The organism is Variovorax sp. OV329 (assembly GCF_900114785.1).
GTDB lineage: Bacteria > Pseudomonadota > Gammaproteobacteria > Burkholderiales > Burkholderiaceae_C > Variovorax.
In genome coordinates this window covers 1-24,053 of the sequence record NZ_FOUG01000016.1, presented here as the reverse complement: position 1 = coordinate 24,053, position 24,053 = coordinate 1, and the positions used below count along the sequence as shown (strand labels likewise).

The following is a 24,053-nucleotide window of genomic DNA, read 5'->3' as shown; positions in this document are numbered from 1 at the left end:
AGGAAAATTCACCGAAAATCGGCACTATCGGAGTGAATGCTCCTGACGAAAGTGCCCGGTAGGGCGCGCTGCCGCAAATGCTCGAACTCGACCGAATCGACCGCAAGATCCTCGCCCTTCTCCAAGCGCAGGGACGCATTTCCAACACGGAGCTGGCGCAGCATGTCGGGCTGTCGATGTCGCCCTGCTCGGAGCGCGTCAAACGACTGGAGCGCGGCGGCGTCATCACCGGCTACCACGCGCGGGTGAGCCCGGCGGCGCTGGGCCGCGAGCTGCTGGTGTTCGTGGAGATCACGCTGTCGTCCAAGTCGGAGGATGTCTTCGACAAGGTGCGCACCGAGCTGCAGTTGATGCCCGAGGTGCAGGAATGCCACCTCGTTTCCGGCAGTTTCGACTACCTGGTGAAGGCGCGCCTGGGCGGGATGGACGAGTACCGCAACCTGCTGGGCAGCATCCTCAAGAAGTTGCCGGTGCCTGCGCAGTCGCACAGCTACGTGGTGATGGAGCAGGTGAAGGAGAGCCTGGAGATTCCTGTGGGCCTTTGATTCTGCGGTGCGGTTTTGGGGTTGTGCGTCGGGGGAGCCGCGTCGGCGGGCGGTGCGCGCCGGGGGGCGCCACGATGTCGGCCCCTTCGGGGCTTCCCTGCGGTGCTCGCGGGGGCGGCCTGCACCGCGGAACTCGCTACGCTGCTTCGCAGCTACGCTCAGACAGCCGCGGTGAGTCAGATGTTGAAGCACGCAAGGTGCCCTTGCGTGCAGGCCGCCCCCGCTGCGCGCCTCGGCGACATCGAGGCGCCCCCCGGCGCGCACCGCCCGCCGACGCAGTGGGAACGGTGTGACGGTTTCTGCCCCCCACTCAGCGAACCCATCGCGCCGGTTCTGCTGGCCTTCAGCAATCGCCTTGTGCGGTTCCCCATCGCGCCTTGAGCGACCGCTTCGTGTCGGTCTCTGTCGCGGTTCAGCGATAACCGCGTTCTGGTTTCGGGCAAGCAGAGGGCCCGTTGTTCGTTCACCCCCTTTGAGCCCGGTCTGTGCTGCGCGCCGGTGGTCGCCTCTGGGCCGCCGAGGAGCGCAGTGGAGCCGGCCTGCGTGCAAGGGCACCTTGCACGCTTCAACATCTGACTCACTGTGGCTGTCTGAGCGCAGCTGCGCAGCAGCGTAGCGAGTTCCACAGTGCGGCCGGCTTCGCGAGCACCGCAGGGGAGTCGGCGCGCAGCGCCGACCGGCCCAGTGGCGGCCACCGGCGGGCAGCGCAGACCGGGCGGCCCACGCAAGACACACGGAGGACGTACGCGATCACAAGCGCGTCAGATCGCCAACTTGAGTATGGTGAAGTCATCCTCCAGCGCACCCGGCCCATGCGCCTGCCGCGCAACCTGCAGCACCCAATCCAGCTCGGACTGCCCTTCGGCCATCGGGCTCGCGAGCGTCTGCATCAGGTCTTCCGGCTTCAGCATGCTTCCGTCCGGCCGCTCCACCTCGTAGGCGCCATCGCTGAACACGAACAACCGCGCAGGCGATTGCAGCGCGCACTGCGCCTCGGCATAGCGGGCATGCGGCATCAGCCCGATGCAGGCACCGCTGGCCGGCAGCGCGCGGGCGTCGCACTCGCCGTTCGGCGGACCGCTCAGCAGGATCGGCGAGGGATGCCCCGCCGTCGCATAGCGCAGCGTCCCGCTGGTGGGCTGGTACACCCCGTACCACACGGTGCTGAACAGCTCACCGTGCCGCTCCATCGGGTAGGCGTCGTTCAGCGCGGCCAGCACCTTCGCCGGCTGGCGAAAGTCCGTGCCCGGCAGCCCTTCGGAACGCAAGGTGTTGCCCACCGCCACCGTGAGCAGCGCCGAGCCCACGCCGTGGCCGCACACGTCGATGACGTAGATCGCGAAGTGCTCGTCGTCCACCCAGTGGTAGCCGAAGGAGTCGCCCCCCAGCTCGGTGGAGGGCACGAAGCGCCAGTCCACCTCGAAGGGCTGCGTCATGGGCGCGGGCAGCACGGCGCGCACGTAGTGCTCGGCATCGCGCAGTTCCGAACGCAGCCGCTCCTGCGATTCGGCGAGCTCGCGGTGCGCGCGGGTCAGCTCCTCGTTGGCCGCTTCCAGCTGCGCAATCAGCCGCGCCTCGCGCTGGCTCAGCAGCGTCATGTCGTAGGCCTTCTGCTGCACCAGTCGCGCTTCCTCGTGCTCGGCCGTCACGTCCAGCAGCAGCACCCAAACCGTGCCCTCGCTCTCGTCGGCGAAGAAGTGCACGTCGGCCACGCGGCCGCTGGGCATGGTCATGGAGCGGATGAGGAAGGGCGTCTCCACCAGCGGCAGCATGCCTTCCAGCAGTGGGATCTGGTCGGAGGCCGGGCCGCCGAATTCCAGCCCGGACAGGCCGTAGTGTTCGAGGTGCCCGCCGGCCTGCACCAGCACCTGCGAGCCGTCGATGACCATGTGCGCGACCACGCGCTGCGCCTCGATCAGGGAGAGCAGCGAATCGGAAATGCGCGCAGGCAGCTCGAGCATGGCGCAACGCTCACTGCTGTTTGGCCGTCACCAGCGTGGCCAGTTCGGCAAAGCTCTCTTCCACCGAGTCGCCCGTCTTGGCGCTGGTGCGCCTGAAGGTCCAGCCCTCGGCCTCCAGCGCCTGGATGCGCTCGGGCGGCAGCGCCCAGTCGTCCACCAGGTCGGCCTTGTTCAGCAAGGCCAGAAAGGGCACCGCCCCGATCTCCGCGGTGATGCGGCCCTGGATGGAGGCAGCGGTCTCCAGCGTCTCGGGCCGCGTGCCGTCCACCACCAGCAGGTAGCCGGCGGCGCCGCGCAGATAGCTCACGCGCACAGCGGCCACCGCGTCCTCGCCGGCGATGTCCCAGATGATGAGCGCCACCTCCTCGCTGCCCACGGCCATCACCTTCTTGTCGATCTTCACGCCCACCGTGGTGAGGTAGGTGTCCGAGAAGATGGTGTCGACATAGCGGCGCACCAGGCTGGTCTTTCCGACGCCGAAGGCACCGAGCAGGCAGATCTTCTTTTGCAGCATTCGTTTTATTCGCCGGTGGTCACCACGAAGGAGACGCGCCGGTTGGCCTGCAGCTCGGCCTCGCTGGCGCCGGGCTTGAGCGGCTCCAGCGGGCCGGCGCCGCGCACCGCCAGCATAGTGGGGTCGACGCCGCGCTGGCGCATCATCGAGCGCACGACTTCCGCGCGCCCCAGGCTCAGCGCCAGGTTGGAGTTCTCCTTGCCGGTTGCGTCGGCGTGGCCGACGATGGTCACCTTCACCGGGAAGTTCAGCGTGCGCGCGACCTGGATCAACTCGCGCATTTCCGCGGCCACCGAATCGAGCGCGCTCTCCTGGTTGGGCGCCGGCCGCGCCACGTTGTTCTCGAAGTAGATGATGTGGGCCTGGATGGCGTCGTGCAGCCGCACGTAGTCGGGGTCCTGCACGTCCTGCAGCGCACTCAGGTCCACCTTGGGCGCACCGGCGGGCAGCGTGAGCAGGTAGGCGCGAGCCCTGTCCATCCAGTATTGCGGCGCGCTGCCGGTGGCAGTGATGCCGTTGGCGTCCTGCGTGAGCACGACCGAAGCTGGCGGGTTGAGCGTGGCTTGTAGCCGCTTGAGCATGATGGCCGGGTGCAGCGCCTGGTAGGGCTCCCAGCGGTTGGTGATGTGCGTCGGGTCCACCTTGGTCTTGGCCAGCAGTTCCTCGGGCCTCACTGCCAGCGGATCGCGCAGGCCGGCCACCACCCACTTGCCGTCGCGCCGGTCGGCGGCGGTCACGAGGATGCCGGGCTGCTCCTGCAGCGCGGCGATGTAGGCGTTGACGCGGCGGTGCTCGATCACCCGTTGCCCGATGTACCACCCCAGGCCCGCCAGCAGCGCCAGCGGGATCAGCCACATCAGCGGCGAGTAGCGGCGGCGCGCCTCGTTGGACTGCGACAGCAGGCAGGGCCGCAGCCGTTCGTCGACCGTTTCGAAGGGCACGGTGTCGCCGTCGAAGGCCTCCAGCGGCTCGCGCCACTGGTCGTGCACGGCGGAGAGTGCGTCGACCAGACGGTTGCGCAGCATGGGTGGCGGGTTGCCGTGGATCACCGCGGCCAGGAAGGCCTGCGGCCCTTCCTCGCACCACAGCAGCAGCTCGCCCAGCCGCAGGCTGTCGATGCCGCCTGCGCCCGACTCCTTCTCGTCGAAGGAGTCGCGCACGAAGTCCTGGATGGCCGAGAGCATGGCCGAGACCATCTGCGGGTCCTGCGTGCTCGCGTCCTCGCGCGCCACGTGCGCGAGCAGCAGGCCGTTCTTGCGGTGGACGAGGAAGAGGTGGTCGACCTGGTAGACCGCCGTGTGCCGCAGCACTACTTCGGCAAAGGTGCTGCCGGTGCGCCAGGCCTCCACCCGCCACTTCAGGCCGCGCCACGACAGGCTGTGCTTGATGGCCTGGTTGAGCGACTGCAGCGTGCCGTCCATGGTCTCGGCGATCGCCTTGCGGATGGCCGGACCCATGACCGGGTAGAGGATGTCCACCATGGTCCGCGGGTTCTTGCGGATCGAGGCCTGCGTGGCCTTCTCCACGGTGGGCGCCACCGCGTGGCCCATGCGTTCGTCCCGCGAGGCGATGGCGAAGGCGGCGGGGAGGATCGCGCCCACCGCGTTGGCGAATTCCTCCGGATCGTCGAACTTGCGCTGCAGCGCTTCCAGCGCGACGCGCTCGCGCTCGATGAGCACGCCACGCATCGCGTCCAGCCGCGGGTCTTCCGCGAGGCGGCTGGGAACCTCCTTGGCCAGCTCCGGGTTGACGCAGCGCGCCAGCTCCAACAGCAGGCCGGCCAGGCGGGCGCTCTGGTCCTCCCGCGGGGGGCCGCCGGGCTTGTCGTTCGACGAGGCCAGCGAGAGCAGGGCGCTCACGGCATCACCCCGGCGCTGCGCACCGCAATGCGAGCCCCGCACAGCCGATGGCTGCGCTCCGCATGGCGGGGAGCGGCCGGGCAGGGGCTCATGACGCGCGGATCAGGCGCCCGAGCCGTTCGTGCTCTTGGGCGCCACGTCCTGGTTCAGGCACTTGGCGATCTCGACGAACAGCCCGGCAAGCAGGTTGCGGTCGGTCTTCACGTTGCTCAGCTCGGAGAACATGCGCTCCGTGGTCGCGCGCGAGTCGTCCTGCCGGCGGCGGATCTCGTCGCGCAGGGCCTGCACCTCGTGGCTCAGCCGATCGGTGAAGTCGCGCTCCTGGCGGGCCAGCTGGTCCGAGAGCTGCGACACGCGCTTCTCCAGCGCCTGCGTGTGGTCGCGCAGGTTGCGCTCCAGCTCCTTGTCGCCGTCGGCGCGCAGGTCCTTTTCTTCGCGGAACTGGCCGGCCACCGATTCGAGCTGCTTCTTGATGGTGGCTTCCAGGTTGGTCAGGCTGCGCGCAGATTCGCCCTCCATGTCGCGCATGCGCTGGGCGAAGCGTTCTTCGAGGATGGAGAAGCGCTTGTCGTAGTCCTGCATCTGGTTGCCGAAGAGCAGTTCGCGCATCTTGTCGACGCCCGAGGCCTCGGCGCCGCCGCCGTTGGGCTTGGCACTTGCGGCGAGCGCGGCCGTGGCGGCAAGGGCGGTCTGCGTATCGATCGAAAGGGGCTTGGCTGGGGTTGCCATGTGCATCACTCCTCGTTGTGAATCGGACGGACGGGTGGCGGCAGCAGCGGCTCAGGGTGGCGCTGCCGCGTGGAAGAGAAGGGTGAGGTGGTTGCGCCCGCCTTCGTGGTGGTAGCGCAGCCCGTCGGAAAAATGCCGCACGATGGGAATGCCCCAGCCGCCGATGCGCGCGTCCTGCAGGCTGGTGGCGCGCGGCGGGGGGGCGATCTGGCGCGGATCGAACTCGGCGCCTTCGTCTTCCACTTCCAGCGCCACCGTCTCGCCCTGCCAGCCCAGCCGCAGGTGGATGCTCTGCGCGGTGTCGGGCGCGCCGTGGGTAATGATGTTGGTGACGACCTCGGTGGAGCACAGGTCGAGGTTGCGGGCCACGGCCGCCGGCAGGTGCTGGCGCTCGGCCCAGTCGTGCACCCAGGCGTTCACGCGCGCCAGCTCGCGCAACTGGCTGCCGACGATCAGGGAGGCCTCACCCTCCCCGCCGTTCGTGGACATGTCATCGGCCTTCGGTGGCGCCCGCCATCAGTGCGCTGAAGGCGGAGTCGACGTCGGGGTAGACCGGGATGATGGTGTCGATGCCCGCCATCTTGAGAACCTCGGCCACCTGGGGTTGCGGGCTGGCCAGCGCCATGCCGCCGCCGCGCTGCGACTGCGCGCGAGCGTTGATCACCAAGGTCCGGATGCCGATGGATGCCAGGAAGGAGACTTCCGACATGTCGATCACGGCCAGCAGCTTGCGGGCAGCCACCAGCGCCGAGAAGCGGTGGTCGATGTCGTGCCCGCCAAGGCTGTCCATCCGTCCGACCAGGCTGATTTTTTCGACGCCCTCAGCCAGTTGCTCGCTTCGCAGGTCCATTCGGTCTCCGCAAACTCGATGTCGATGGGGGGTGTGCTGAAACCGGTTTGCTCACCGCGTGTAGCACCTTTTTCTAGCATACGCTCAATTGTTAGCTGCGTCGACAATTGGTCCGGCGGAAAACGCCTGGCGTTCGGGCACGTTGTTCAGCGCCTCCACAAGACGGAGGACCTGGATGGGCTTGGTCAGGTAGTCGTCCATGCCGGCGGCGATGCACATCTCGCGGTCGCCCTGCATGGCGTTGGCCGTCATGGCCACGATGCGCGGGCGCTGCGACGGCGTCAGCAGGTCGCAGATGCGGCGGGTGGCGTCCAGGCCGTCCAGCTCGGGCATCTGCACGTCCATCAGCACCACGTCGTAGGGCTGGCGCTGCACCGACTCCACGGCTTCCAGCCCGTTGGTCGCCAGGTCGGCCTGGTAGCCCATCTGCTGCAGCAGCCGCATGGCCAGCTTCTGGTTCACCGCGTTGTCCTCGGCCAGCAGGATGCGCAGGGGATGGCGCTGCGCCATGCCCGGGTCCAGCTGCGGCCGCGCGGCGCTGCTCGCCGGCGCGGGCTTGGCGGGCGGCTCGTGGGCGAGCAGGCCCACCAGGGTGTCGAAGAGCTGCGACTGGTGCAGCGGCTTGGCCAGGAATGCGTTGAACAGCGCCTCGACCTTGCCCGCTTCGCGCCGGCCCAGCGAGCTGAAGAGCACCAGCGGCAAGGTCGGGTGCTGCGCGCGGATGTGCCGCGCCAGGTCGATGGCGTCCATCTCCGGCATGTGCAGGTCGAGCACGGCGAGGTCGAAGCGCTCGCCCTGTTCCAGCCAGCGCAGCGCCTCGACCGGCGACTCGGTGTCGCGCGATTCCATGCCCCACTTGCCGGTCTGCAGCGCCAGCACGCGCCTGTTGGTTGCATTGGCATCGACCACCAGGATGCGCTTGCCCTGCAGGTCCAGCTGCACGCCGGTGATGGGCGGGCGCTTGCGCGGCGGCACCTCGGCCACGGCCAGCTCCACCGTGAAGAAGAAGGTCGAGCCGGTGCCCGGGCCATCGCTCTCCACCCAGATGTTGCCGCCCATGAGTTCGGCCAGGCGCTTGCTGATGGCCAGGCCCAGCCCGGTGCCGCCGAACTTGCGCGTGATGCTCGAATCGGCCTGCGAGAAGGACTGGAACAGCCGGCTGATGCCCTGCGACGACAGGCCGATGCCGCTGTCGCGCACCGCGAAGCACAGCTTCGTGCGGCCATCGGGCAGCGGCTCGCCGCGCAGGGTCAGCACCACCTCGCCGGCCGCGGTGAACTTCACCGCGTTGGACAGCAGGTTGAGCAGGATCTGCCGCACGCGCGCCAGGTCGCCGCTGGCGCCGGGAGGCACCTCGCCCTCGAACAGGTAGACCATCTCCAGGTTCTTCTCGATGGCCCGCGTGCTCACCAGGTCCAGTGCCGACTCCACGCATTCGCGCAGGTCGAAGGGATGCGACTCCAGGTCCACCCGGCCGGCCTCGATCTTGGAGTAGTCGAGGATGTCGTTGATGAGCGTGAGCAGCGCATCGCCCGAGTCGCGGATGGTGGCGACGTAGTCCTGCTGCTCGGGGTTGAGCGGCGTGTCCAGCAGCAGCCCGCTCATGCCGATCACTGCATTCATGGGCGTGCGGATCTCGTGGCTCATGGTGGCCAGGAAGGCGCTCTTTGCTTCGTTCATCGACTCGGCAGCGGCGCGGGCCTCCTTGTTCTCGTTGACCAGGCGCACGTTCTCGATCGCGAGCACGGCCTGGTCGGCGAAGACCTTCAGCAGGTCGATCTGCCGCTGCGGCGTCTTGCCGGGCTGGGGCCAGGCGGTGGTGATCGCGCCGATGGCCACGCCGTCCTTGAGCATGGGCGCGCCGATCATGCGGCGCCGGTCGCCCGAGTTGGCCAGGCGCGGGTCGTAGCCGGGGTCGGCCCAGGCGTCGTCGGAGCTTTGCGTGCAGCGCGTGAGGATGGCGCGGCCGTTGAGCTGGTGCATGTTGGGCGGGCAGGGCCAGACCTCCCGCGCCGCTTCCAGCGCCTGCGCCGACCAGTTGCGCGTGGCCGCCAGGCGCACCTGTTCGCCGTCGTAGAGGAAGATGGCCGAGGCCGGGCCTTCGTACAGCCACATGGTGCAGTCGAGGATGGCCTCGAACACCGGCGTGACGCTGGTCTGCGACTCGCTGATGGCGCGCAGCACGTCGCTCACCGCGGTCTGGTATTCGAGCGATTCGGTCAGCTCGACGCCACGCAGCTCCAGCTGCCGCATCGCTTCCTGCGCCTCGTTGAACAGGCGCGCGTTCTGGATGGCGATGACCGCCTGGCTGGCGAAGGTCTTGAGCAATTCCCGCTCGGCCGCGCTGAAAGGGCCGAGCCGGGTGCGCTGGATGCTCAGCAGTCCGATGCCGCGGCCTTCCCAGATGAGCGGCGCCGCCAGGTTGGCGAAACTGCGGCCCAGCTGCTGGGCGTTGCGCTTGAGCGTCTTCGGCGCGGCCGGGTCCGCCAGCACGTCGGCGAACTCCAGCACCTCGCCGGTCTGGAAGCTCAGCTCCGCCTGCGTGCCCGCCAGCGGCATCGGGTAGTTCGCCTCGATGCCGGCCGCGATCTCGGCCACCCGCTGCGCGCCGACCTCGGCCAGCGCCGCCGGCGTGACCTTCCAGCGGCCCAGCGCAAGCTGCCCCTGCGGGTCCACCATCATCAAGACGAAGGAGCTGCCGTCGAACAGGCGCTCGCAGCACTCCATGATCTTGTCGAAGACCGGCCCGGGGTCGGACAGGGAGCTGCCGATGACCTGCAGCACCTCGGCGGTGGCGCTGCGATGGGCCAGCGCCTCTTGCAGCTCGCGCTGGTGCTGCCTCGCCTGGCCGGCGGCCCTGGAATCCAGGCCGTCACGCTGCCGGGCGCCGGCCAGCGCCGCTGCGCCCAGGCGCGCCAAGGCGGCCAGGCCGTCGAGGTGCGACGCTTCGTAGCGGCCGAGGTGGCCTTCAACGTCGGCATACAGATGGCCCAGCAGCTCGCCGTGCCCCACCAGCGGAGCGACCAGGCAGGAGCGCTGGCTTGCGGGCGGGGCGCCGGCGGGCCCGTGGCGCAGGCGGGGCATCTGCGCGCGGCGTGCCTCGTCCAGCCAGGGCGTGATGGCCTCCAGCAGGGCGACGGCACTCTCGCCGGGCGGAAGGCGCGCGCCGGCAGCGTGCGGGCCGTCCGCGGTCTCCAGCACCAGCATCGCGCGTTGGGCGCCCAATTGCGACACGACCTCGTCGACCAACACGGCGCAGACCTGGCCGGCGTCATGCAGCCCGGCCAGCCGCAGCGCGGCATCGATCAGGCGCGAAGGAAGTTGGGAAGACGGGGCGCGCTTCGGCCCGGCGGGCCGCGCTTGCGAGGACGGGCGGCGGGACCGGAACTCTGCCATGAGTGCCTTCACCATCAGCGGTTAGTTGCTTGGGGGACGCGACCTGCCGTGGAGTCTAGGGCGAAGGCGTCGACCCTGCACAGGGGGCAGACCTCAGTTTCCGGTCGGCAGCCCGGAGAGATGTTTCACCAGCAGCCTCGCCGCCGGCGACAGGTGCGTCTCGTCGCGGAAGCAGATGGCGAAGCGCCGCTTCGCCCATGTATCGGTGAGCGGCACGATGCGCAGCGCATCGCCCCCGCCGAAATGCTGGGCGATCTCGCGCGGCACCACCGCAATGCCCAGCCCGGCGCGCACGCAGCGCAGCGCGGCGTCGAAAGTGGAGACCACCGCCCGGTAATGCAGCGGCTGGCCGATGATGGCCGCGGCGCGCGCCAGCATGGTGTGCACCGCCGTGGAAGCGGGCAGGCCCACGTGCTCGTGCGCGAGCGTCTGTTCGAAGCTGATGCGCTTCTTCTTCGCCAGCGGATGGTCCGGGTGTGCCACCACCGCGAGGTGGTCGCTGCGGTAGGGCAGGGTCTGCAGCCCTTCCAGGTCGGCCGCGTCCCAGCACACGCCCACCGGCGCGATGCCTTCGCGGATGGCGCGAACCAGGTCCGAACTGAGCCGCTCCTCGATGTCCACGCGGATCTGCGCATGCGCGCCCTGCTGCAGGAAGGAGGCGATGTCGTCGGGCAGCGATTCGGTGATGGAGGACACCGAGGCCAGCACCCGCACCTGCCCCTTGATGCCGCGCCGGTAGGCCGCCATGTCGCGTGCCACCCGGTCGGCGCTGGCCAGCATGGCCCGCGCATGCTCCAGCAGGATCTCGCCGGCCGCGGTGGGCACCACGCCGCGGCGGTGGCGCTCGAATAGCGGCGCATGCACCTGCTCTTCCAGTTGCGCGAAGCGCTTGCTGATGGCCGAGGCGCCGATGTGCTCCTGCTCGCCGGCGCGCGCGATGTTGCGGTGCTCGCAGGCGGCGACGAAAAGGCGAAGGGTGGTCAGGTCCAGGTCGCGCATGGCTCGAGACTTTCCAAAATGGAAACGCTGAGCCGAAATATTAGCGCTTCAGCTTCCTGGAGGGACATCCTAAAGTTGGAACCAGACAGCCAGAACGGAGACCCCCGATGCCAGAGACCTTGCCCCCGCTACCCGAGCGGGTCGTCATTCGCGAAGTGGGGCTGCGCGACGGCCTGCAGAGCATCCAGACCGTGCTGCCCACCGAACGCAAGATCGAATGGATCCGCGCCGCCCATGCCGCCGGCCAGCGCGAGATCGAGGTGGGCTCCTTCGTGCCGGCTCGCCTGCTGCCACAGCTGGCCGACACGGCCGAGCTGGTGGCCTTCGCCAAGACGCTGCCGGGCCTGTTCGTCTCGGTGCTGGTGCCCAACCTCAAGGGCGCCGAGCGCGCCATCGAATCGGGCGCCGACCTGATGCTGGTGCCGCTCTCGGCCAGCCATGCCCACAGCCTGGCCAACCTGCGCAGGACGCCCGACGAGGTGGTGGCCGAGGTGGCGAGGATGCGCGCCGCGCGCGACGCCGCCGGCTCGAAGATGGTCATCGAGGGCGGCATCGGCACCGCCTTCGGCTGCACGCTGCAGGGCCGCGTCGAACCTGCCGAGGTGCTGCGCTGCATGCAGGCGCTGCTCGACGCCGGTGCCGACCGCGTGAGCATCGCCGACACCGTCGGCTACGGCGGCCCGCGCGAGGTGCGCGAGCTCTTCGAGCAGGCACGCCGCATTGCCGGCGACAGCTTCTGGTGCGGCCACTTCCACGACACGCGCGGCCTGGCGCTGGCCAACGTCTACGCCGCCATGGAGACCGGCGTGGCGCGCTTCGACGCCACGCTGGCCGGCATCGGCGGCTGCCCGCATGCGCCGGGCGCGAGCGGCAATGCTTCCACCGAAGACCTCGCCTTCATGCTCGCCACCATGGGCGTGAAGACCGGCCTGGACATCCAGGCCCTGCTGGCGCTGCGCGCCCAGGTGGCCGGCTGGCTGCAGGGCGAGACCTTGCACGGCACGCTGTGGCGCGCCGGCCTGCCCAAGACGCTGGCCGCCGAGGCCGCCTGATCCCTCCTCACATCGCAAGCCACATGAACAACGACGAACCCACCTTGCCGCTGGCCGGCATCCGCGTCCTCGAATTCACCCACATGGTGATGGGCCCCACCTGCGGAATGATCCTGGCCGACCTGGGCGCCGAAGTCATCAAGGTCGAGCCGCCCGGGGGCGACCGCACGCGCAAGCTGCCGGGCCTGGGCATCGGCTTCTTCCGCAGCTTCAACCGCAACAAGAAGAGCGTGGTGCTGGACATCACCAGCGAGGAGGGCCGCGTGACCGCCGCCGAGCTGGCGGGCCAGTGCGACGTGGTGCTGGAGAACTTCCGCCCCGGCCTGATGAAGGAACTGGGCCTGGACCACGAGACCCTGTCCAGGCGCTTCCCGCACCTGATCTACGTCAGCCACAAGGGCTTCCTGCCCGGCCCCTACGAAAAGCGCCTGGCGCTGGACGAGGTGGTGCAGATGATGGGCGGCCTCTCGTACATGACCGGCCCGGTGGGCCGGCCGCTGCGCGCAGGCACCTCGGTCAACGACATCATGGGCGGCATGTTCGGCGCCATCGGCGTGCTGGCCGCGCTGCGCGAGCGCGACCGAACGGGCAAGGGGCAGGAAGTGCAGAGCGCGCTGTTCGAGAACTGCGTGTTCCTGAGCTCGCAGCACATGCAGCAGTTCCTGATGACCGGCGAGCCACCGCCACCCATGCCATCGCGCGTGTCGGCCTGGAGCGTGTACGACGTGTTCGCGCTGGCCGGTGGCGAGCAGCTGTTCATCGGCGCGGTCAGCGACAAGCAGTTCGCCACGCTGTGCCGCGTGCTGGAGCGCACCGACCTGCTGGCGCGCCCCGAGTACGTCGACAACGCGGCCCGCGTGGCGGTGCGACCGCAACTGCTGGCCGAGCTGGGCGCCATCCTGGCCGCGCATCGCAGCGACGAGCTGGCGCCCAAGCTGGAAACGGCGGGCATTCCCTATGCGCCCATCGCCCGCCCCGAGCAGCTGGTGGACGACCCGCACCTGAAGGAAAGCGGCGGCCTGGCGCCCATGCAGACCGACGACGGCGGCAGCACCAGCGTCGTGCTGCTGCCGCTGTTGATGGGCGGACGCCGCCCCGGCGTTCGCATGCCGCTGCCCAAGGTGGGCGAGCACACCGAGGAGATCCTCGGCGCGCTGCGGCCGAAGCTGCACGCTGCCTGAGCCTCGTCCTGCACAACATACGAAGGAGACAAGAGACATGAACACGCTGGATCACTTCACGCTGAACCGCCGCAGCCTAATCGCCCTGGGCGCGGCCTCGCTGGCCGGTGCCTCGCTGCCCGCGTTCGCGCAGACCGACAAGCCGGTGCGCCTGGTGCTGCCCATCAGCGCCGGCTCGGGCGTGGACACCATCGCCCGCGCCGCCTCGCCGGCGTTGACCAAAACGATGGGCCAGCCGGTGGTGATCGAGAACCTGCCGGGGGCGGGCGGCATCACTGGCGCAGCGACGGTGGCCAAGGCCGCGCCGGACGGCAGCACGCTGGGCCTGTTCTCCAACAACCACGTGATCAATCCGGCTGTCTACAAGAAGATGCCCTTCGACGCGGTCAACGACTTCACGCCCATCAGCGTGATCGGCGCGACGCCGCTGGTGCTGGTCGCCACGAAATCACTGCCGGCAAACAACGTGAAGGAGCTGATCGCGCTGCTCAAGGCCAAGCCGGACGACTACAACCTGGCTTCGTCCGGCAACGGCACCATCATCCACCTGGCCGGCATGCTCTTCCTGGACCAGGCCGGCGTGCAGGCGCGGCACATCCCCTACAAGGGCACCGGCCCGATGGTGACCGACATCATCAGCGGCCAGGTGCAGTTCGGCGTGGTCGCGCTGCCGGCCATCCAGTCGCACATCAAGAGCGGCTCGGTGAAGGCCATCGGTTTGTGCGGCGCCACGCGATCGCCGGCGGCGCCGGAGATTCCCACCATCGCGGAGCAGGGCTTGCCGAACTACGACGTGGAGGGCTGGTTCGCGGTGGTCGGGCCGGCCAAGCTTCCCGCGGCCGAGGTCAAGCGCGTGCACGATGCTTTCGTGAAGGCCTTTGCCATGCCCGACGTGGTGGACGCGATGAACAAGCAGGGCAACATCGTCAAGCCCAGCTCGCCGGAGGATGCCGCGAAGTTCTTCCGCAGCGAGGCCGCGCGCTACGCGGACCTGGCGAAGAAGGCGAGCATTTCGCTCGACTGAGCGAGGGCACGCCGAGGGCGGGGCCTTCCAGGGCCCTCAGGCGCCGGGAACGCACACCATGGCGATGCTGATCCAGACGCCCAGGCTGAAGTAGGGCGTCAGCCAGAGCGCATCGGCCTTCCAGGCCGCCCAGCTGCCGCTCGGGACGCGGCGGTGCCAGGCGTCGTGCGCGCCCTGGTCCAGGCGCATGTAGGCCTGCCCGCGCGCGCGGCCGTGCTGGTAGCGGCGCCAGTACATCGGCACGTCCACGCTCAGGACATAGGCGACGAAGCACATCGAGCCCAGGATGCCGAAGATGGCCAGGGACCGGACCCAGCCGCTGCTGTCCAGGGCGATCACGCCCAGCAGCGCCGCCATCCAGGAGAAGCCCGCCGCCCAGAGCATGGACTCGACCGCCTGGGTGATGTGATTGAGCGTCAGCACGCTGTGCCAGCAGAAGCCCTGGGCCACCACCATGAAGACGGGGACCACCCACGCGGCCATCTGTACCCAGGGCATGGCTGCATGCACGCCCAGCTGATGGACCAGCAGCCCCAGCTGCATCGCAAAGCAGATCTCGGCGACCGTGGCAGCGGCGCGGCCCAGGAAGATGCTGGACAGGCGCGTGTCCACGACCACGAGCCGCTCGAGGTCCACCCGGGGAAACATCGAGCGGTAGGCGCAAACGAGCACGTACACCCCGGACAAGGCCAGCTGCAGTTCCCCATGGACACCACTGGCACGCCCCAGGTGCCAGACGGCCAGCCAGAGGCAGACATTCAGCACGGCCAGCGCGCGAAGCGTCCGCCACCACGACAGCACCTGTGCGTCGGCTTGGACGAGCGCGGCCGAAAAATTGTGACGAGGAGATGACACGGGAGGGGGAGGGTAACCGCGAGGGGATTGCAGAGGCAAGGCCTTCGCACTTGGCAGCGGGTCGTTCGAGTGGGATCGAGCGGGCTTATTGATTCCTCGGACGACAGGGCGTTCGATGCGAGCGGTGGAATCCGGAAAGGCTTCGCGGCACTCGAGCTGCAATCAACGGCTTGTGCGGCACCGCGCGCCGCGGTAGCCTCCCGACGGGCAGGTCCCTGGGTGCAACCCGGAGGTGCAGATGGAAGCCTCGCTTTCGCGTCTTCGCAGCAAGCTTGAGGAGGTGCAGCGCACCGTCGAGGGCTCGAGGTTGTCCTGGGCGCGCGAGTCGGCCTTCGACTTCGCCGAGCGACTGGGGCAGGTGCTTGATCTCTTCGAGGAAATCGACGCCCTCATCCTCAAGCGCCATGCCGATCCGGCCTCGCTCGAGCCTTTGCGCGCACTGATGTCGGACCAGCTGGGGCGGATCAACGAGCTCCTGGAGTTGGAGCTCGCGCCAGCACTTGCGGCCGAGGATCGGGCAGCAGCCATGCCGGTCGTGGCCGCCTTGGACACGGCGATCGCCCAGACCGAGGAAACCTGGTCGGCGATCCAGTCGGCGGCCGGCGGGTCGCTTTAGGCGGCGTTGGCTCGGGTGGCGGCTGGCCAGCCGGCGCGCCAGAAAAAGAGCGCACTTCACCCTGCGCGCAGTCGAGCTGCTTCGGCCAAGCAGGCAATGGAGAACCCCACTGGCCGTGTGCAGTGCTCACGCCGAAGGGTCTTGCAGGCCGACGCCGCTGCTTGTGGGTTGTCGTCGCATGCTTTACGCTTTGGCTCGAACAACGACGTGGGCACATTGCCGCAGATCCGATCGAGAGGGAATGAATGCAGTACTGTTCTTCTTCCATCGTCGGCGCGTTTGCCATGACGCTGGCGGCGTGCAGCCAACCGACGCCAGGCCCGTCGATCGGTGTCGGCAATCCTTATCCGGTGAGTAACTACGTCTGCGACGGGACGCGATTGGCCGTGCGCTTGAAGGGCGAAAGCGCCTCGGTCTCCGTTGACGGTGCGGCTGCCGTCGATCTTCCGGCGATGGGAGACTCTGGGACCAGGTTCTCTAACGGGCGCCAAACGCTGATCATCGACCAGGGCCGCATGTCGTGGGCAATGGGACGCGCCATGCCGGTTGCGTGCACCGGCGGCTGATTCATCGCAGGTGCTCGCTCTTCTGCTGAGGTGGTTTGCAGGCAGAGCCAACCTTGGAGCCCTCGAGCTTTTCCACGACAAGGTGTTCACGCGCCGGACCCTCCATCGGCTTTCGCATCTCGAGCCTTCCTTTGAGACTGACGAGAAGGGGCGCTTTCGGCTGCAACTTTGAGTTCAGGTAAGCCTTTTCCATCGCCGCGTAGTCTTCTTCCATGGCGACTGGCCACCGCCTTCCTGACGCGCAATCAGTGAATACTGCGGAATCGGCGAAGTACACGAACTCCCCGCGCCACGCTATCGTTCGTTCGCCAGCTTGAGTCGCGACGGAAAGTGACGGTGCGAGGAATGCCGCGGCGACAACGATAAGGTCTCGACGACGTTCAAGCGTGGGCATCCTGTCCTCCGTGTCCGTGCGGAGCCAATCATCGCACTTGGCAGGCGATGCAGCGCGCGAGCATGTGTTGATATGGCGCGGGATTGCCTTGCCAGACTGGATGAAACCAGGCGGTGCTGCAGCGGACCTAGGGGTGACTCAAGCGGTTGATTGGCGAGTACTGGTTCTGGCAGTTGGGCGGCGATTGCGGTCCTCTGAACTCGCTGGGTTGGACGACTGCAAGCTAGCGCGCTGCAGACTTTCGCAGCCGCTGCGACGTTGCTCGGAAAAACATCCCCCAAAGAGAGGATGATGACCGTCTGCCCGATCAACAAGATCGGCGTGTCAATCATTGACCAGACAGGTGGAAGACATGAGCAACTCGAATCGAGAGATCGTGGTGTCGTTCTTTAACCAGGTTTGGGAAGCCGGGGATGAAGCAGCGATCGATCGCCTCATGGCGCAGACTGCGAAGATTCACGGGCTACCGTCCCCAGATGGAGGACCGATCTTCGGACCCACTGCGTTCAAGCCGTTTGTTCGGCAGTTCCGGCAAGCCTTCCCCGATTTGAAGATCCGTGCGCTTCACATAGTGTGCGAAGGAAACCTTGTCGTGTATCACTGCAACGTGACGGGCACGCATCTTGGGCCAGATCTGGGCGTATCGCCCAGCGGTTCGAAGTTTGAGATGGAGGGGGTGGTGATTGCAGCCATCGAAGGAGGCCAGATCCAGGAAGGCTGGAACTGCTTCGACTTCATGTCGTTGTATCAACAGATCGGAATGCTCCCACTACTATCTGGGGGTTGAGCGCCGGCTACTGGAGCGGAGGCCGGACTACGGGACTGCAGCGAAAGCTGTCCTTCCCTGCTCGCGAGGCGAGCGCCCGCAATCCGGTGCATTCCTGTCATTGCCGTCGCCCACGCCGGTTGGCCAAGTTCAGAAGTCGCGTTAGGGCCCAGGGAAGCCACTCGGCCACTTGCTAGGCCGTCGCTCCGGCCATCGGTAGGTTACAAACCACGATTCGCAACCAGGCCGCTGAGCCAGATAGGGCGAGCCCACTATGACCAACAAGTCGACCGGAGTCACTACAACAGAGAGAATGCTCGCTGATTTCTGCGAGCGGTCTTTCCTGAAGCTCTGGAGCTATCCAAATCCGTACAAGGACGACGGCCATGAGCTGTGCGACCTGCTTGCCGTATTTGACAACGACGTCTTCATCTTCTTCGACCGCGAGGCCGCGCTGCCCGACGATCCCGATAAGGATGCCTTGGTCCTCTGGGACCGCTGGAAGCGCAACGTTATCGACCGCCAAGTAAAGACCGCGCATGGAGCAGAGCGGTACATCCGCAGCGGCCGGACAATCTTCCTAGACGGAAAGCGAGAGAAGGCGTTTCCCTTCGAGTTCGACAGGAAACTCGTCGCCGTCCACAAGATCATCGTTGCTCACGGAGCCAAGGAAGCCTGCGAGCGCGCATCACCGCAAAACGTTTACGGCAGCCTCGCCATTACCTATGCCCAAAGCGACGGTGGGCCATCTGCACCTTTCCACATCGAGATTGATAAGCGAAACCCCGTCCACATACTCGACAGCCACAACATGCCGATCGTGTTAAGCGAGTTGGACACTGTGAGCGACTTCGCGACCTACCTACGCGAGAAGGTGCGCGCCGCCTCAGCGCTGGACTACCTGAGCTACTGCGGGGAAGAAGATCTACTTGGCCACTATCTGCTTAACTACGACGACACAACGAAGCGTCAAGTCATCGGATCAACCAAGCAGGAGCTGACCGGCGTAATGATCGGTGAGGGAGAGTGGCGCGGGTTCTCTCATAGCGGTGTCTACAAGAATACGAAGGAAGAGGATCGCATCTCCTACTTCTGGGACGAGCTAATCCAGCGCACCTGCCAAAACAGCGTCGACGGAACGCTTGGCGGTAACTCCGACATTCTGCGCGGGCAAAGTGCCATCTACGAGATGGTGAAAGAACCGCGCTTCATGCGACGCGGCCTCGCCGACAAGATGCTGACCGCCGTCGAGCGGTTCCCGGACACCGGATCCTTTACGCGGCAGGTCACCCTTCTTCCTTCGTTCGAGAAGAACGTCGCCTACATCCTTCTGCAACTCCGCGTGCCCGAGCCGCTCCGATCCGAGCCAGATTTCCGCGAAAAGCGACTGGCAATCCTGGAGATCGCGTGCGGCGCTGCGAAGAACAAATTCCCGGACCTGGTGAAGGTCATCGGGATTGGAATCGAAGCGCCAAAGTTCTCAGACGGCACCAACGCGGAAGACTTTATCCTGATGCCGTGTCAAACCTGGACTGCGGAGCAACGAGCTTATTACACGGAGCTGAACAAGAACTGGAACTTCTTTGAGACTCCGGACTTGAAGCAGCACGAGGACCGGATTACTCAGTTCGTACAGCCTCCCCGTGTCAGCAAGCGCGCGACGGACAAGAAGGTCGGCCGCAATGATCCGTGTCCATGCGGCTCGGGCAAGAAGTACAAGAAGTGCCACGGCTAGCGATGCGGTGCCGGAGCCTGCCGCCTGCCGAGTGACCGGTTTGCGACACATCCTCTTCCTGGCCGGACTGAGCCGCGGGACCGCAGCGTTTGCGGTCGTTCGCCATGAAGAGCCTGAATGACTGTAGTCCGACGGTCTCCGCCCATGCCCAACGGCCGTACGCGTCCGGCAAAGGCATCTTGACGACGTACGCTTGCCAGAACATGGCGGGCAGCTAGCGCGATCAGTTCAGCTCGCATCTACTGCAACCTCGGGGATTCCAACCGCTCAAGCTTGTTGCGTACCACGAGGCGCATAATGGGGCGATCTGCACGTCAGCCCTCTTAGTGCCTCTGCTGACACCAACGCGCAGTCTTTCCGCCAAGCACTTTTCACGAATGCTTGCATGGATCGATTTGCTGCTGTTCTTCTCTCCCGGCCCACCGCTGAACTCATCGCGGAATGCAGAGCGACCATCCGCCGCTCTCAGATCGCACGCCATGAAATGGCAGCAACCCGTAGTGAGACTGTTGAGTTGCTGGCTTTTGTGCGCGACAGCCTTCGACGGCTGCGTACGGTCGGCTATTTCACAGTTTATCGAGGACCGCAAGGCATCCGGCTTCGTGAATAGAGCACTCAAACGCCAGGGAGTCACGGGACGATGATCGCTCAAGTAGCGTCATCACCTCTTCGTATGCGTCTAGTCACCTTGCGCCGAGCGGGCGAGCGTATAGCCAGTGACTGCGCTCAGTCAGACGGCTTCCAGCGGTGCGGCAGCAGGTCTTCAATTCGGCTGGCCGATTGAGTCGGCAGCCGCTCGAGCACGTTTTTGAGATACGCATAGGGCTCGTGCCCGTTGATGCGCGCTGAGTGCAGCAGGCTCATGATCGCCGCCGTCCGCTGACCCGCGCGCAGGCTGCCGGCGAACAGCCAGTTCGATCTACCCAGAGCGATCGGTCTGATGTGGTTCTCCACCCAGTTGTTCGAGATCGGCACGTCACCGTCATCGACGAAGTGCGTGAGCTCGCCCCAGCGCTTCAGGCTGTAGTCAATAGCCTTGATCGTCGCGGAACCCGGCGGCACCAGTTGGCGCTGCGCCACCAGCCAGCGGTGGAACACGGCAAGCACCCGCCGCGACTTGCGCTGCCGTATTCGTCTTCGCTCTTCGGCCGGCTTGTTCTCGATTTCGCGCTCGATGCGGAACAGGCTTTGATGGAAGCGCAGTGCCTGGCGCCCCACCTCACTACTGTGGTTGGCCCATAGTTCGTGGAACTTCCTCCTCGCGTGCGCCATGCACTGCGCCGAGGTCACTCCCTTGTCGAAGCAAGCTCGGTAGCCGCTGAACCCGTCGGTGACGAGGGTGCCCTTCCATGCGCTCGGGGTTTCCAGCTGCAGGAACTCGCGGACGTTCTCCCCGCTGCGTGTCTCGCTGAACTCGAACACCACCGCCTTCGTCGGGTTGCCGCTCGGGGTGCAGTAAGACCACATATAGGCTCGGTGTGTCTTGCCGTTGCCCGGCTTGAGCATCGCCACCGGTGTCTCGTCGGCGTGCAGCACCGCGTGTCTGCGCAGCTCGTCGGCCAGCGCCTGCACCAGCGGTTGGAGCTGCGCGCCGCACTCGCCCACCCACTGCGCGAGCGTCGAACGGGCGATCAGGTGACCGGCGCGCTCGAAGACCGCCTCCTGGCGGTACAGCGGCATGTGGTCCAGGAACTTGGCTACCAGCACCTGGGCCAGCAGGCCCGTAGTAGGGATGCCTTTGTCGATCACATGCGCCGGTACGGCAGCTTGCACGAGCGTCTCGCAGTGGCGGCAGACCCATTTGCCGCGCACGTGGCGCTCCACCGTGAAGACGCCGGGCTGGTAGTCGAGCTTCTCGGCCACGTCTTCGCCCATGCGCTGCATCTGGCAGCCGCAACCGCACACCGTGGACTCGGGCTCGTGGTGCACGTCGCGTCGCGGCAGGTACGGCGGCAGTGCCTGCCGCTTGGGCGTCTTCTTGCCAGCCTTGTCACCGGGAGCATCGCCGTCGGCACCCAGCCTCTTGATCTCCCGATAGAGCTCGGCCAGGTCTTCGTCCAGCGTTTCCTCCAGCAGGCTCTTCTGCTCGGCGCTGCCGGCGAACTTCTCGCTCGTCGCGGCAAACTTCATGCGCTTGAGCACCGCCACTTCGTGGGTGAGCTTGTCGATGAGCGCCTGCTTGAACGCCGCGTCACGCTCGCGCTGCTCGATCAACGTGTCCTTGGCGCGTAGCTGCTCGTCGCGCGCGGCCACCTCGGCCATCAACGACAACATCGCCTGCCGCACCTGCGGGTCCAAGGCTTCCAGCTGCTGCGCGCTGATCATGGAGTGTGATCGTCTCGCACCCCTGCGCCGATCACATCGGCATATCCAGCAATTGCCAAGCCTCGAGGGTCTTGGCTCAGATCACGCGGATGATGCCGGCTTCTCCCAAGCGCTGCCACGGCAGGCCCAACACCAGCGCATCGAACTGCGTTCGGCTCAGACTTAGGGTATGCGCGCTGTCACTCGACCAGACGAACTTGCCCGCGTTAAGTCGTCGGGCAGCCAGCCACACGCCGATGCCGTCATGCACGAGGACCTTCATGCGGTTGGCTCGCCGATTCGCGAACAGGTAGGCGTGATGCGGACGGGCTTCGCCGAACACCTTCACCACGCGGCCCAATGCCGCCTCAGTGCCGGCGCGCATGTCCAACGGTTCGACCGCCAGCCAGATGACGTCGATGCGAATCACCGCAGCAACTCGCGCAGCCACGTGCCGCACTCGGTGGCTAGTGCCGCCGGCCAGGTCACCACGACGGTCGTGGAACCTCGCCTGGCTTCCATGCGAATCTCGCTCGCCGGTGTGACCGGCGCAGGCAGTTGCACGGGCACGAAGGACGACGACGCGGCCCCAGAACTGGGCAAAGCCTTGCGAGCGGTGCCTTCCGCCATTCCGCCAGGCGACCCCTCCACGTCACGCACCCAGCGGCGCAGAAGGTTTGCGTTGATGCCCAGCGCCATCGCCACGGATGCCATGGAGACACCGGGCTGGGCGGCTGAAGCGACCGCATGGGCCTTGAATTCGTCGCTATGTAAACGGCGACGTCGCCGGTCCCCCGACGCCTGAGGAGCAATAGTGTGCACGTGTCCACCAACAGTCGTAGTGGATACGAGCATCCTTTGCTCCGAAGCCGCATTCAAGATGGGTTTGCCGGACGCATACCAACGGCCTGCCCTATTGCCGGCGAACGAAGTCGAGTAAGGGCCCCGGGGGCAATAGTAGTCACGCTACAGCGGCGCGACGGGGGCGGTTCAGTCGCTAAGGTCGCGGCGCCGCGGGCGACTGGGTGATCGCGTCATTGCGCCAGCTCAACGGGCGACTCCCGCGCCTCCACTTCATCCTTCGCGGCTTCCAGCACACGTGCAGGGTCGGCTACCCGCATTCTCGAAACACGCCTACTTTGGAAATTGAGACTTGCGTGTGCTCTCGAGAAATCAAGTCAATGACAAGCTCAGCTTCAAAGTAGAGGCGCTGAATCACATCCATGCTGGTGATCTCTCCATCCACTTGAACATTGACAAAGTGCTCGCTGAAAGCCGCCGCGTTTGCAGGGAAATCTGCGCTCGGGACTTGGATCGTCCATACGACCGATAGGAGCTCAAAGGCATACGAGACGACAGCCGACTGGTCCTTTGTGCGCACAGAAAGTATCTCTGGATCTTCCAACCCCTGGAAATCCTCAACGGTGACAGCCCGCACAGACTCTAGCCATCCTTGTGATGCATCGAACTCGGATAGAAATCTCTGTTGTACGGCTGCAAGCGGCAGCGCCTCCAGATATGTTACGGCCGCATCAAGGGCCTCCGTCTCTAGTTCGTCACCCCATTGCTCCTCGAACTGTTCTACCTCAGCTTCACTCAACAGTATTTCGCCGTCGAGATTAGTTCTTTGAATTGCGCTTGGATGGACCGACTGGGCAAGAAGATCCATTTCCGCTGACGACAGATCCATCACAATGTCGCCAGTCCTGCGACGCTTGATCTTTCCCTTGATTCGTACAAATCCTGAGTTCTTTGCAGAGAACAAGCTGATTGCGCCACGATTCACTAGAGGACGAACCGCACTTTTCACTTTTAGACGCAGGGCATCCCAGATCAGGGTGACATAGGTCGGCCCGCCTTCAAACGACGACGAGACAATGCCTGCGAGGTCACCGTTTGAGTTCACCACTGCACCGCCGCTCATTCCGCCAACCGTGTCCATAGCAACCTCGATGCACGGCGACGGAAGACGTTCACCGCGACCATCCGGGAATGCAGCCGTAACGAGCCCCGATGAGACGTAGGGAATGACTCCGGCGACCGTCCCGTCAACCCTTCCGTGGCGATAACCGAAGGCCCACAGGCGATCATTTACTAGAGGAAGTGCTATGTGCAGCGGGGCAAGCATGAGAGGGCGGCGCTCTTGCGCATCTGAGTTCAGAGTACAACTCACTAGCGTCAGGTCAGAACGTACCTTGCGCTCTTGGCTGAAGGCACTTGGGCCAACCAGATTCGTCGCATCGATTGGAAGCCACGCGCGAGCGCCATCCGGCAAGAACGTGAGAAATACCGGCCCACTTTCTGTGGATGGAAACTCATCGAGCACGTGGGTGGCAGTGAGCAAAAGTCCTGGCCCAATCATCACTCCGCTTCCTAGAACGGTCGTCGCGTGATCATTCATCTGCGCCACGGCGACCAATGCGTCTCCAGCCTCGTGAAGCGCTCCCATAGGGCCTATACCGTCCTGGTCGGTGTAGATCGCAGTACGCCAGGATCGTTCAAGTTCATCTAGTGCTGGATTTGCGGGAGTGATGAGTACGGCGAGTGGTTGACTGCTTTTCATGGTCAAAATCCGATGAAGAACCGATTGTTGAGCGCCCAAACCGGTGCCGCGTAAGCGGCTGGCCGTCCCATGGTTGACGGGCGGACGAGGATCGCTGCGGTAGCGGCGCGTGCTCAGCGCGCGGGGTGCCAGTTGTGCGGAAGC

General features: G+C 66.1%; 23 protein-coding genes. 9 read left to right on the top strand and 14 right to left on the bottom strand.

What is annotated here, in order from left to right; all coding sequences use genetic code 11:
• Positions 1-77: 77 nt before the first annotated feature.
• A complete protein-coding gene (locus BM345_RS22420; protein WP_093383903.1) occupies positions 78-545 on the top strand; it encodes an AsnC family transcriptional regulator in 468 nt (155 codons plus the stop codon).
• A 761-nt stretch (positions 546-1,306) separates the two neighbouring features.
• Here BM345_RS22420 and BM345_RS22415 read toward each other — a convergent pair.
• From BM345_RS22415 to BM345_RS22380, 8 genes are all read right to left on the bottom strand, one after another.
• Positions 1,307-2,506, bottom strand: coding sequence for a PP2C family protein-serine/threonine phosphatase (locus BM345_RS22415; RefSeq protein WP_093383900.1), 1,200 nt, complete (start codon positions 2,504-2,506; stop codon positions 1,307-1,309).
• A 10-nt stretch (positions 2,507-2,516) separates the two neighbouring features.
• On the bottom strand, positions 2,517-3,020 hold the full coding sequence (locus BM345_RS22410) for a Rab family GTPase (RefSeq protein ID WP_093383898.1): 504 nt from the start codon (positions 3,018-3,020) through the stop codon (positions 2,517-2,519).
• 5 nt (positions 3,021-3,025) lie between these two features.
• Positions 3,026-4,879: an OmpA family protein gene (locus BM345_RS22405; RefSeq protein WP_093383895.1), complete on the bottom strand. Its 1,854-nt coding sequence runs from the start codon at positions 4,877-4,879 to the stop codon at positions 3,026-3,028.
• A gap of 102 nt (positions 4,880-4,981) precedes the next feature.
• Positions 4,982-5,608, bottom strand: coding sequence for a hypothetical protein (locus tag BM345_RS22400; RefSeq protein ID WP_217654021.1), 627 nt, complete (start codon positions 5,606-5,608; stop codon positions 4,982-4,984).
• A 51-nt stretch (positions 5,609-5,659) separates the two neighbouring features.
• Positions 5,660-6,097, bottom strand: coding sequence for an ATP-binding protein (locus tag BM345_RS22395; protein WP_093383893.1), 438 nt, complete (start codon positions 6,095-6,097; stop codon positions 5,660-5,662).
• 1 nt (position 6,098) lies between these two features.
• Positions 6,099-6,458 carry an STAS domain-containing protein gene (locus BM345_RS22390; protein ID WP_093383890.1) on the bottom strand — a complete coding sequence of 120 codons (360 nt, stop codon included), beginning with the start codon at positions 6,456-6,458 and terminating at the stop codon, positions 6,099-6,101.
• Positions 6,459-6,542: 84 nt separating this feature from the next.
• Positions 6,543-9,854 carry a response regulator gene (locus BM345_RS22385; protein ID WP_175545117.1) on the bottom strand — a complete coding sequence of 1,104 codons (3,312 nt, stop codon included), beginning with the start codon at positions 9,852-9,854 and terminating at the stop codon, positions 6,543-6,545.
• Positions 9,855-9,947: 93 nt separating this feature from the next.
• Positions 9,948-10,853 (bottom strand): LysR family transcriptional regulator, encoded by a 906-nt coding sequence (locus tag BM345_RS22380; protein WP_093383886.1) that lies wholly within the window; start codon positions 10,851-10,853, stop codon positions 9,948-9,950.
• A 107-nt stretch (positions 10,854-10,960) separates the two neighbouring features.
• Between BM345_RS22380 and BM345_RS22375 the strand changes: the two genes are divergently transcribed.
• The 3 genes from BM345_RS22375 to BM345_RS22365 are packed head-to-tail and all read left to right on the top strand — an operon-like array spanning position 10,961 to position 14,110.
• Complete coding sequence (locus BM345_RS22375) at positions 10,961-11,905, top strand: hydroxymethylglutaryl-CoA lyase (RefSeq protein ID WP_093383884.1); 945 nt, start codon at positions 10,961-10,963, stop codon at positions 11,903-11,905.
• A 23-nt stretch (positions 11,906-11,928) separates the two neighbouring features.
• A complete protein-coding gene (locus BM345_RS22370) occupies positions 11,929-13,086 on the top strand; it encodes a CaiB/BaiF CoA transferase family protein (RefSeq protein WP_093383881.1) in 1,158 nt (385 codons plus the stop codon).
• 37 nt (positions 13,087-13,123) lie between these two features.
• On the top strand, positions 13,124-14,110 hold the full coding sequence (locus tag BM345_RS22365) for a tripartite tricarboxylate transporter substrate binding protein (RefSeq protein ID WP_093383879.1): 987 nt from the start codon (positions 13,124-13,126) through the stop codon (positions 14,108-14,110).
• Between the two features lie 36 nt (positions 14,111-14,146).
• On the opposite strand, the gene BM345_RS22360 is transcribed toward BM345_RS22365, so the two are convergent.
• Positions 14,147-14,965 carry a hypothetical protein gene (locus BM345_RS22360; RefSeq protein ID WP_139237591.1) on the bottom strand — a complete coding sequence of 273 codons (819 nt, stop codon included), beginning with the start codon at positions 14,963-14,965 and terminating at the stop codon, positions 14,147-14,149.
• 238 nt (positions 14,966-15,203) lie between these two features.
• Between BM345_RS22360 and BM345_RS22355 the strand changes: the two genes are divergently transcribed.
• A complete protein-coding gene (locus BM345_RS22355) occupies positions 15,204-15,581 on the top strand; it encodes an Asp-tRNA(Asn)/Glu-tRNA(Gln) amidotransferase subunit GatC (protein ID WP_093383874.1) in 378 nt (125 codons plus the stop codon).
• A gap of 245 nt (positions 15,582-15,826) precedes the next feature.
• Complete coding sequence (locus BM345_RS22350; protein WP_093383871.1) at positions 15,827-16,147, top strand: hypothetical protein; 321 nt, start codon at positions 15,827-15,829, stop codon at positions 16,145-16,147.
• A 1-nt stretch (position 16,148) separates the two neighbouring features.
• Here BM345_RS22350 and BM345_RS22345 read toward each other — a convergent pair whose 3' ends face one another.
• Entirely contained in the window at positions 16,149-16,541 is a 393-nt protein-coding gene (locus BM345_RS22345; protein WP_093383869.1) for a hypothetical protein, read from the bottom strand.
• A 352-nt stretch (positions 16,542-16,893) separates the two neighbouring features.
• Between BM345_RS22345 and BM345_RS22340 the strand changes: the two genes are divergently transcribed.
• The 3 genes from BM345_RS22340 to BM345_RS29835 all read left to right on the top strand — a co-directional run bounded on the left by BM345_RS22340 (position 16,894) and on the right by BM345_RS29835 (position 19,652).
• Positions 16,894-17,328: an ester cyclase gene (locus BM345_RS22340; RefSeq protein ID WP_093383867.1), complete on the top strand. Its 435-nt coding sequence runs from the start codon at positions 16,894-16,896 to the stop codon at positions 17,326-17,328.
• 253 nt (positions 17,329-17,581) lie between these two features.
• Positions 17,582-19,042: an SEC-C metal-binding domain-containing protein gene (locus BM345_RS30635; protein WP_093383864.1), complete on the top strand. Its 1,461-nt coding sequence runs from the start codon at positions 17,582-17,584 to the stop codon at positions 19,040-19,042.
• A 385-nt stretch (positions 19,043-19,427) separates the two neighbouring features.
• Positions 19,428-19,652: a hypothetical protein gene (locus BM345_RS29835; protein WP_139237590.1), complete on the top strand. Its 225-nt coding sequence runs from the start codon at positions 19,428-19,430 to the stop codon at positions 19,650-19,652.
• Between the two features lie 116 nt (positions 19,653-19,768).
• Here the strand turns inward: BM345_RS29835 and BM345_RS22330 are convergent, their stop codons facing one another.
• The 4 genes from BM345_RS22330 to BM345_RS22315 form a co-directional block, all read right to left on the bottom strand.
• A complete protein-coding gene (locus BM345_RS22330; protein WP_139237589.1) occupies positions 19,769-21,367 on the bottom strand; it encodes an IS66 family transposase in 1,599 nt (532 codons plus the stop codon).
• Between the two features lie 76 nt (positions 21,368-21,443).
• Positions 21,444-21,776 (bottom strand): IS66 family insertion sequence element accessory protein TnpB, encoded by a 333-nt coding sequence (gene tnpB, locus BM345_RS22325; protein ID WP_093383862.1) that lies wholly within the window; start codon positions 21,774-21,776, stop codon positions 21,444-21,446.
• Positions 21,773-22,201, bottom strand: coding sequence for a transposase (locus tag BM345_RS22320; RefSeq protein ID WP_093383858.1), 429 nt, complete (start codon positions 22,199-22,201; stop codon positions 21,773-21,775). Before BM345_RS22320 ends, tnpB begins: the two co-directional genes overlap by 4 nt.
• Before the next feature lie 256 nt (positions 22,202-22,457).
• Positions 22,458-24,053 (bottom strand): trypsin-like serine peptidase (locus tag BM345_RS22315; RefSeq protein ID WP_217654020.1); only part of this gene is annotated, 1,596 nt, incomplete at its 5' end.

Bases quoted from the DNA above. Each gene is read 5' to 3' on its own strand.
- BM345_RS22350 (WP_093383871.1), top strand. From the start codon at position 15,827: ATGCAGTACTGTTCTTCTTCCATCGTCGGCGCGTTTGCCATGACGCTG.
- BM345_RS30635 (WP_093383864.1), top strand. From the start codon at position 17,582: ATGACCAACAAGTCGACCGGAGTCACTACAACAGAGAGAATGCTCGCT.
- BM345_RS22420 (WP_093383903.1), top strand. From the start codon at position 78: ATGCTCGAACTCGACCGAATCGACCGCAAGATCCTCGCCCTTCTCCAA.
- BM345_RS22320 (WP_093383858.1), bottom strand. From the start codon at position 22,201: ATGCTCGTATCCACTACGACTGTTGGTGGACACGTGCACACTATTGCT.
- BM345_RS22390 (WP_093383890.1), bottom strand. From the start codon at position 6,458: ATGGACCTGCGAAGCGAGCAACTGGCTGAGGGCGTCGAAAAAATCAGC.
- BM345_RS22365 (WP_093383879.1), top strand. From the start codon at position 13,124: ATGAACACGCTGGATCACTTCACGCTGAACCGCCGCAGCCTAATCGCC.
- BM345_RS22400 (WP_217654021.1), bottom strand. From the start codon at position 5,608: ATGGCAACCCCAGCCAAGCCCCTTTCGATCGATACGCAGACCGCCCTT.
- BM345_RS22410 (WP_093383898.1), bottom strand. From the start codon at position 3,020: ATGCTGCAAAAGAAGATCTGCCTGCTCGGTGCCTTCGGCGTCGGAAAG.
- BM345_RS29835 (WP_139237590.1), top strand. From the start codon at position 19,428: ATGGATCGATTTGCTGCTGTTCTTCTCTCCCGGCCCACCGCTGAACTC.
- BM345_RS22345 (WP_093383869.1), bottom strand. From the start codon at position 16,541: ATGCCCACGCTTGAACGTCGTCGAGACCTTATCGTTGTCGCCGCGGCA.
- BM345_RS22395 (WP_093383893.1), bottom strand. From the start codon at position 6,097: ATGTCCACGAACGGCGGGGAGGGTGAGGCCTCCCTGATCGTCGGCAGC.
- BM345_RS22355 (WP_093383874.1), top strand. From the start codon at position 15,204: ATGGAAGCCTCGCTTTCGCGTCTTCGCAGCAAGCTTGAGGAGGTGCAG.
- BM345_RS22380 (WP_093383886.1), bottom strand. From the start codon at position 10,853: ATGCGCGACCTGGACCTGACCACCCTTCGCCTTTTCGTCGCCGCCTGC.
- BM345_RS22375 (WP_093383884.1), top strand. From the start codon at position 10,961: ATGCCAGAGACCTTGCCCCCGCTACCCGAGCGGGTCGTCATTCGCGAA.
- BM345_RS22370 (WP_093383881.1), top strand. From the start codon at position 11,929: ATGAACAACGACGAACCCACCTTGCCGCTGGCCGGCATCCGCGTCCTC.
- BM345_RS22340 (WP_093383867.1), top strand. From the start codon at position 16,894: ATGAGCAACTCGAATCGAGAGATCGTGGTGTCGTTCTTTAACCAGGTT.
- BM345_RS22330 (WP_139237589.1), bottom strand. From the start codon at position 21,367: ATGATCAGCGCGCAGCAGCTGGAAGCCTTGGACCCGCAGGTGCGGCAG.
- BM345_RS22415 (WP_093383900.1), bottom strand. From the start codon at position 2,506: ATGCTCGAGCTGCCTGCGCGCATTTCCGATTCGCTGCTCTCCCTGATC.
- BM345_RS22385 (WP_175545117.1), bottom strand. From the start codon at position 9,854: ATGGCAGAGTTCCGGTCCCGCCGCCCGTCCTCGCAAGCGCGGCCCGCC.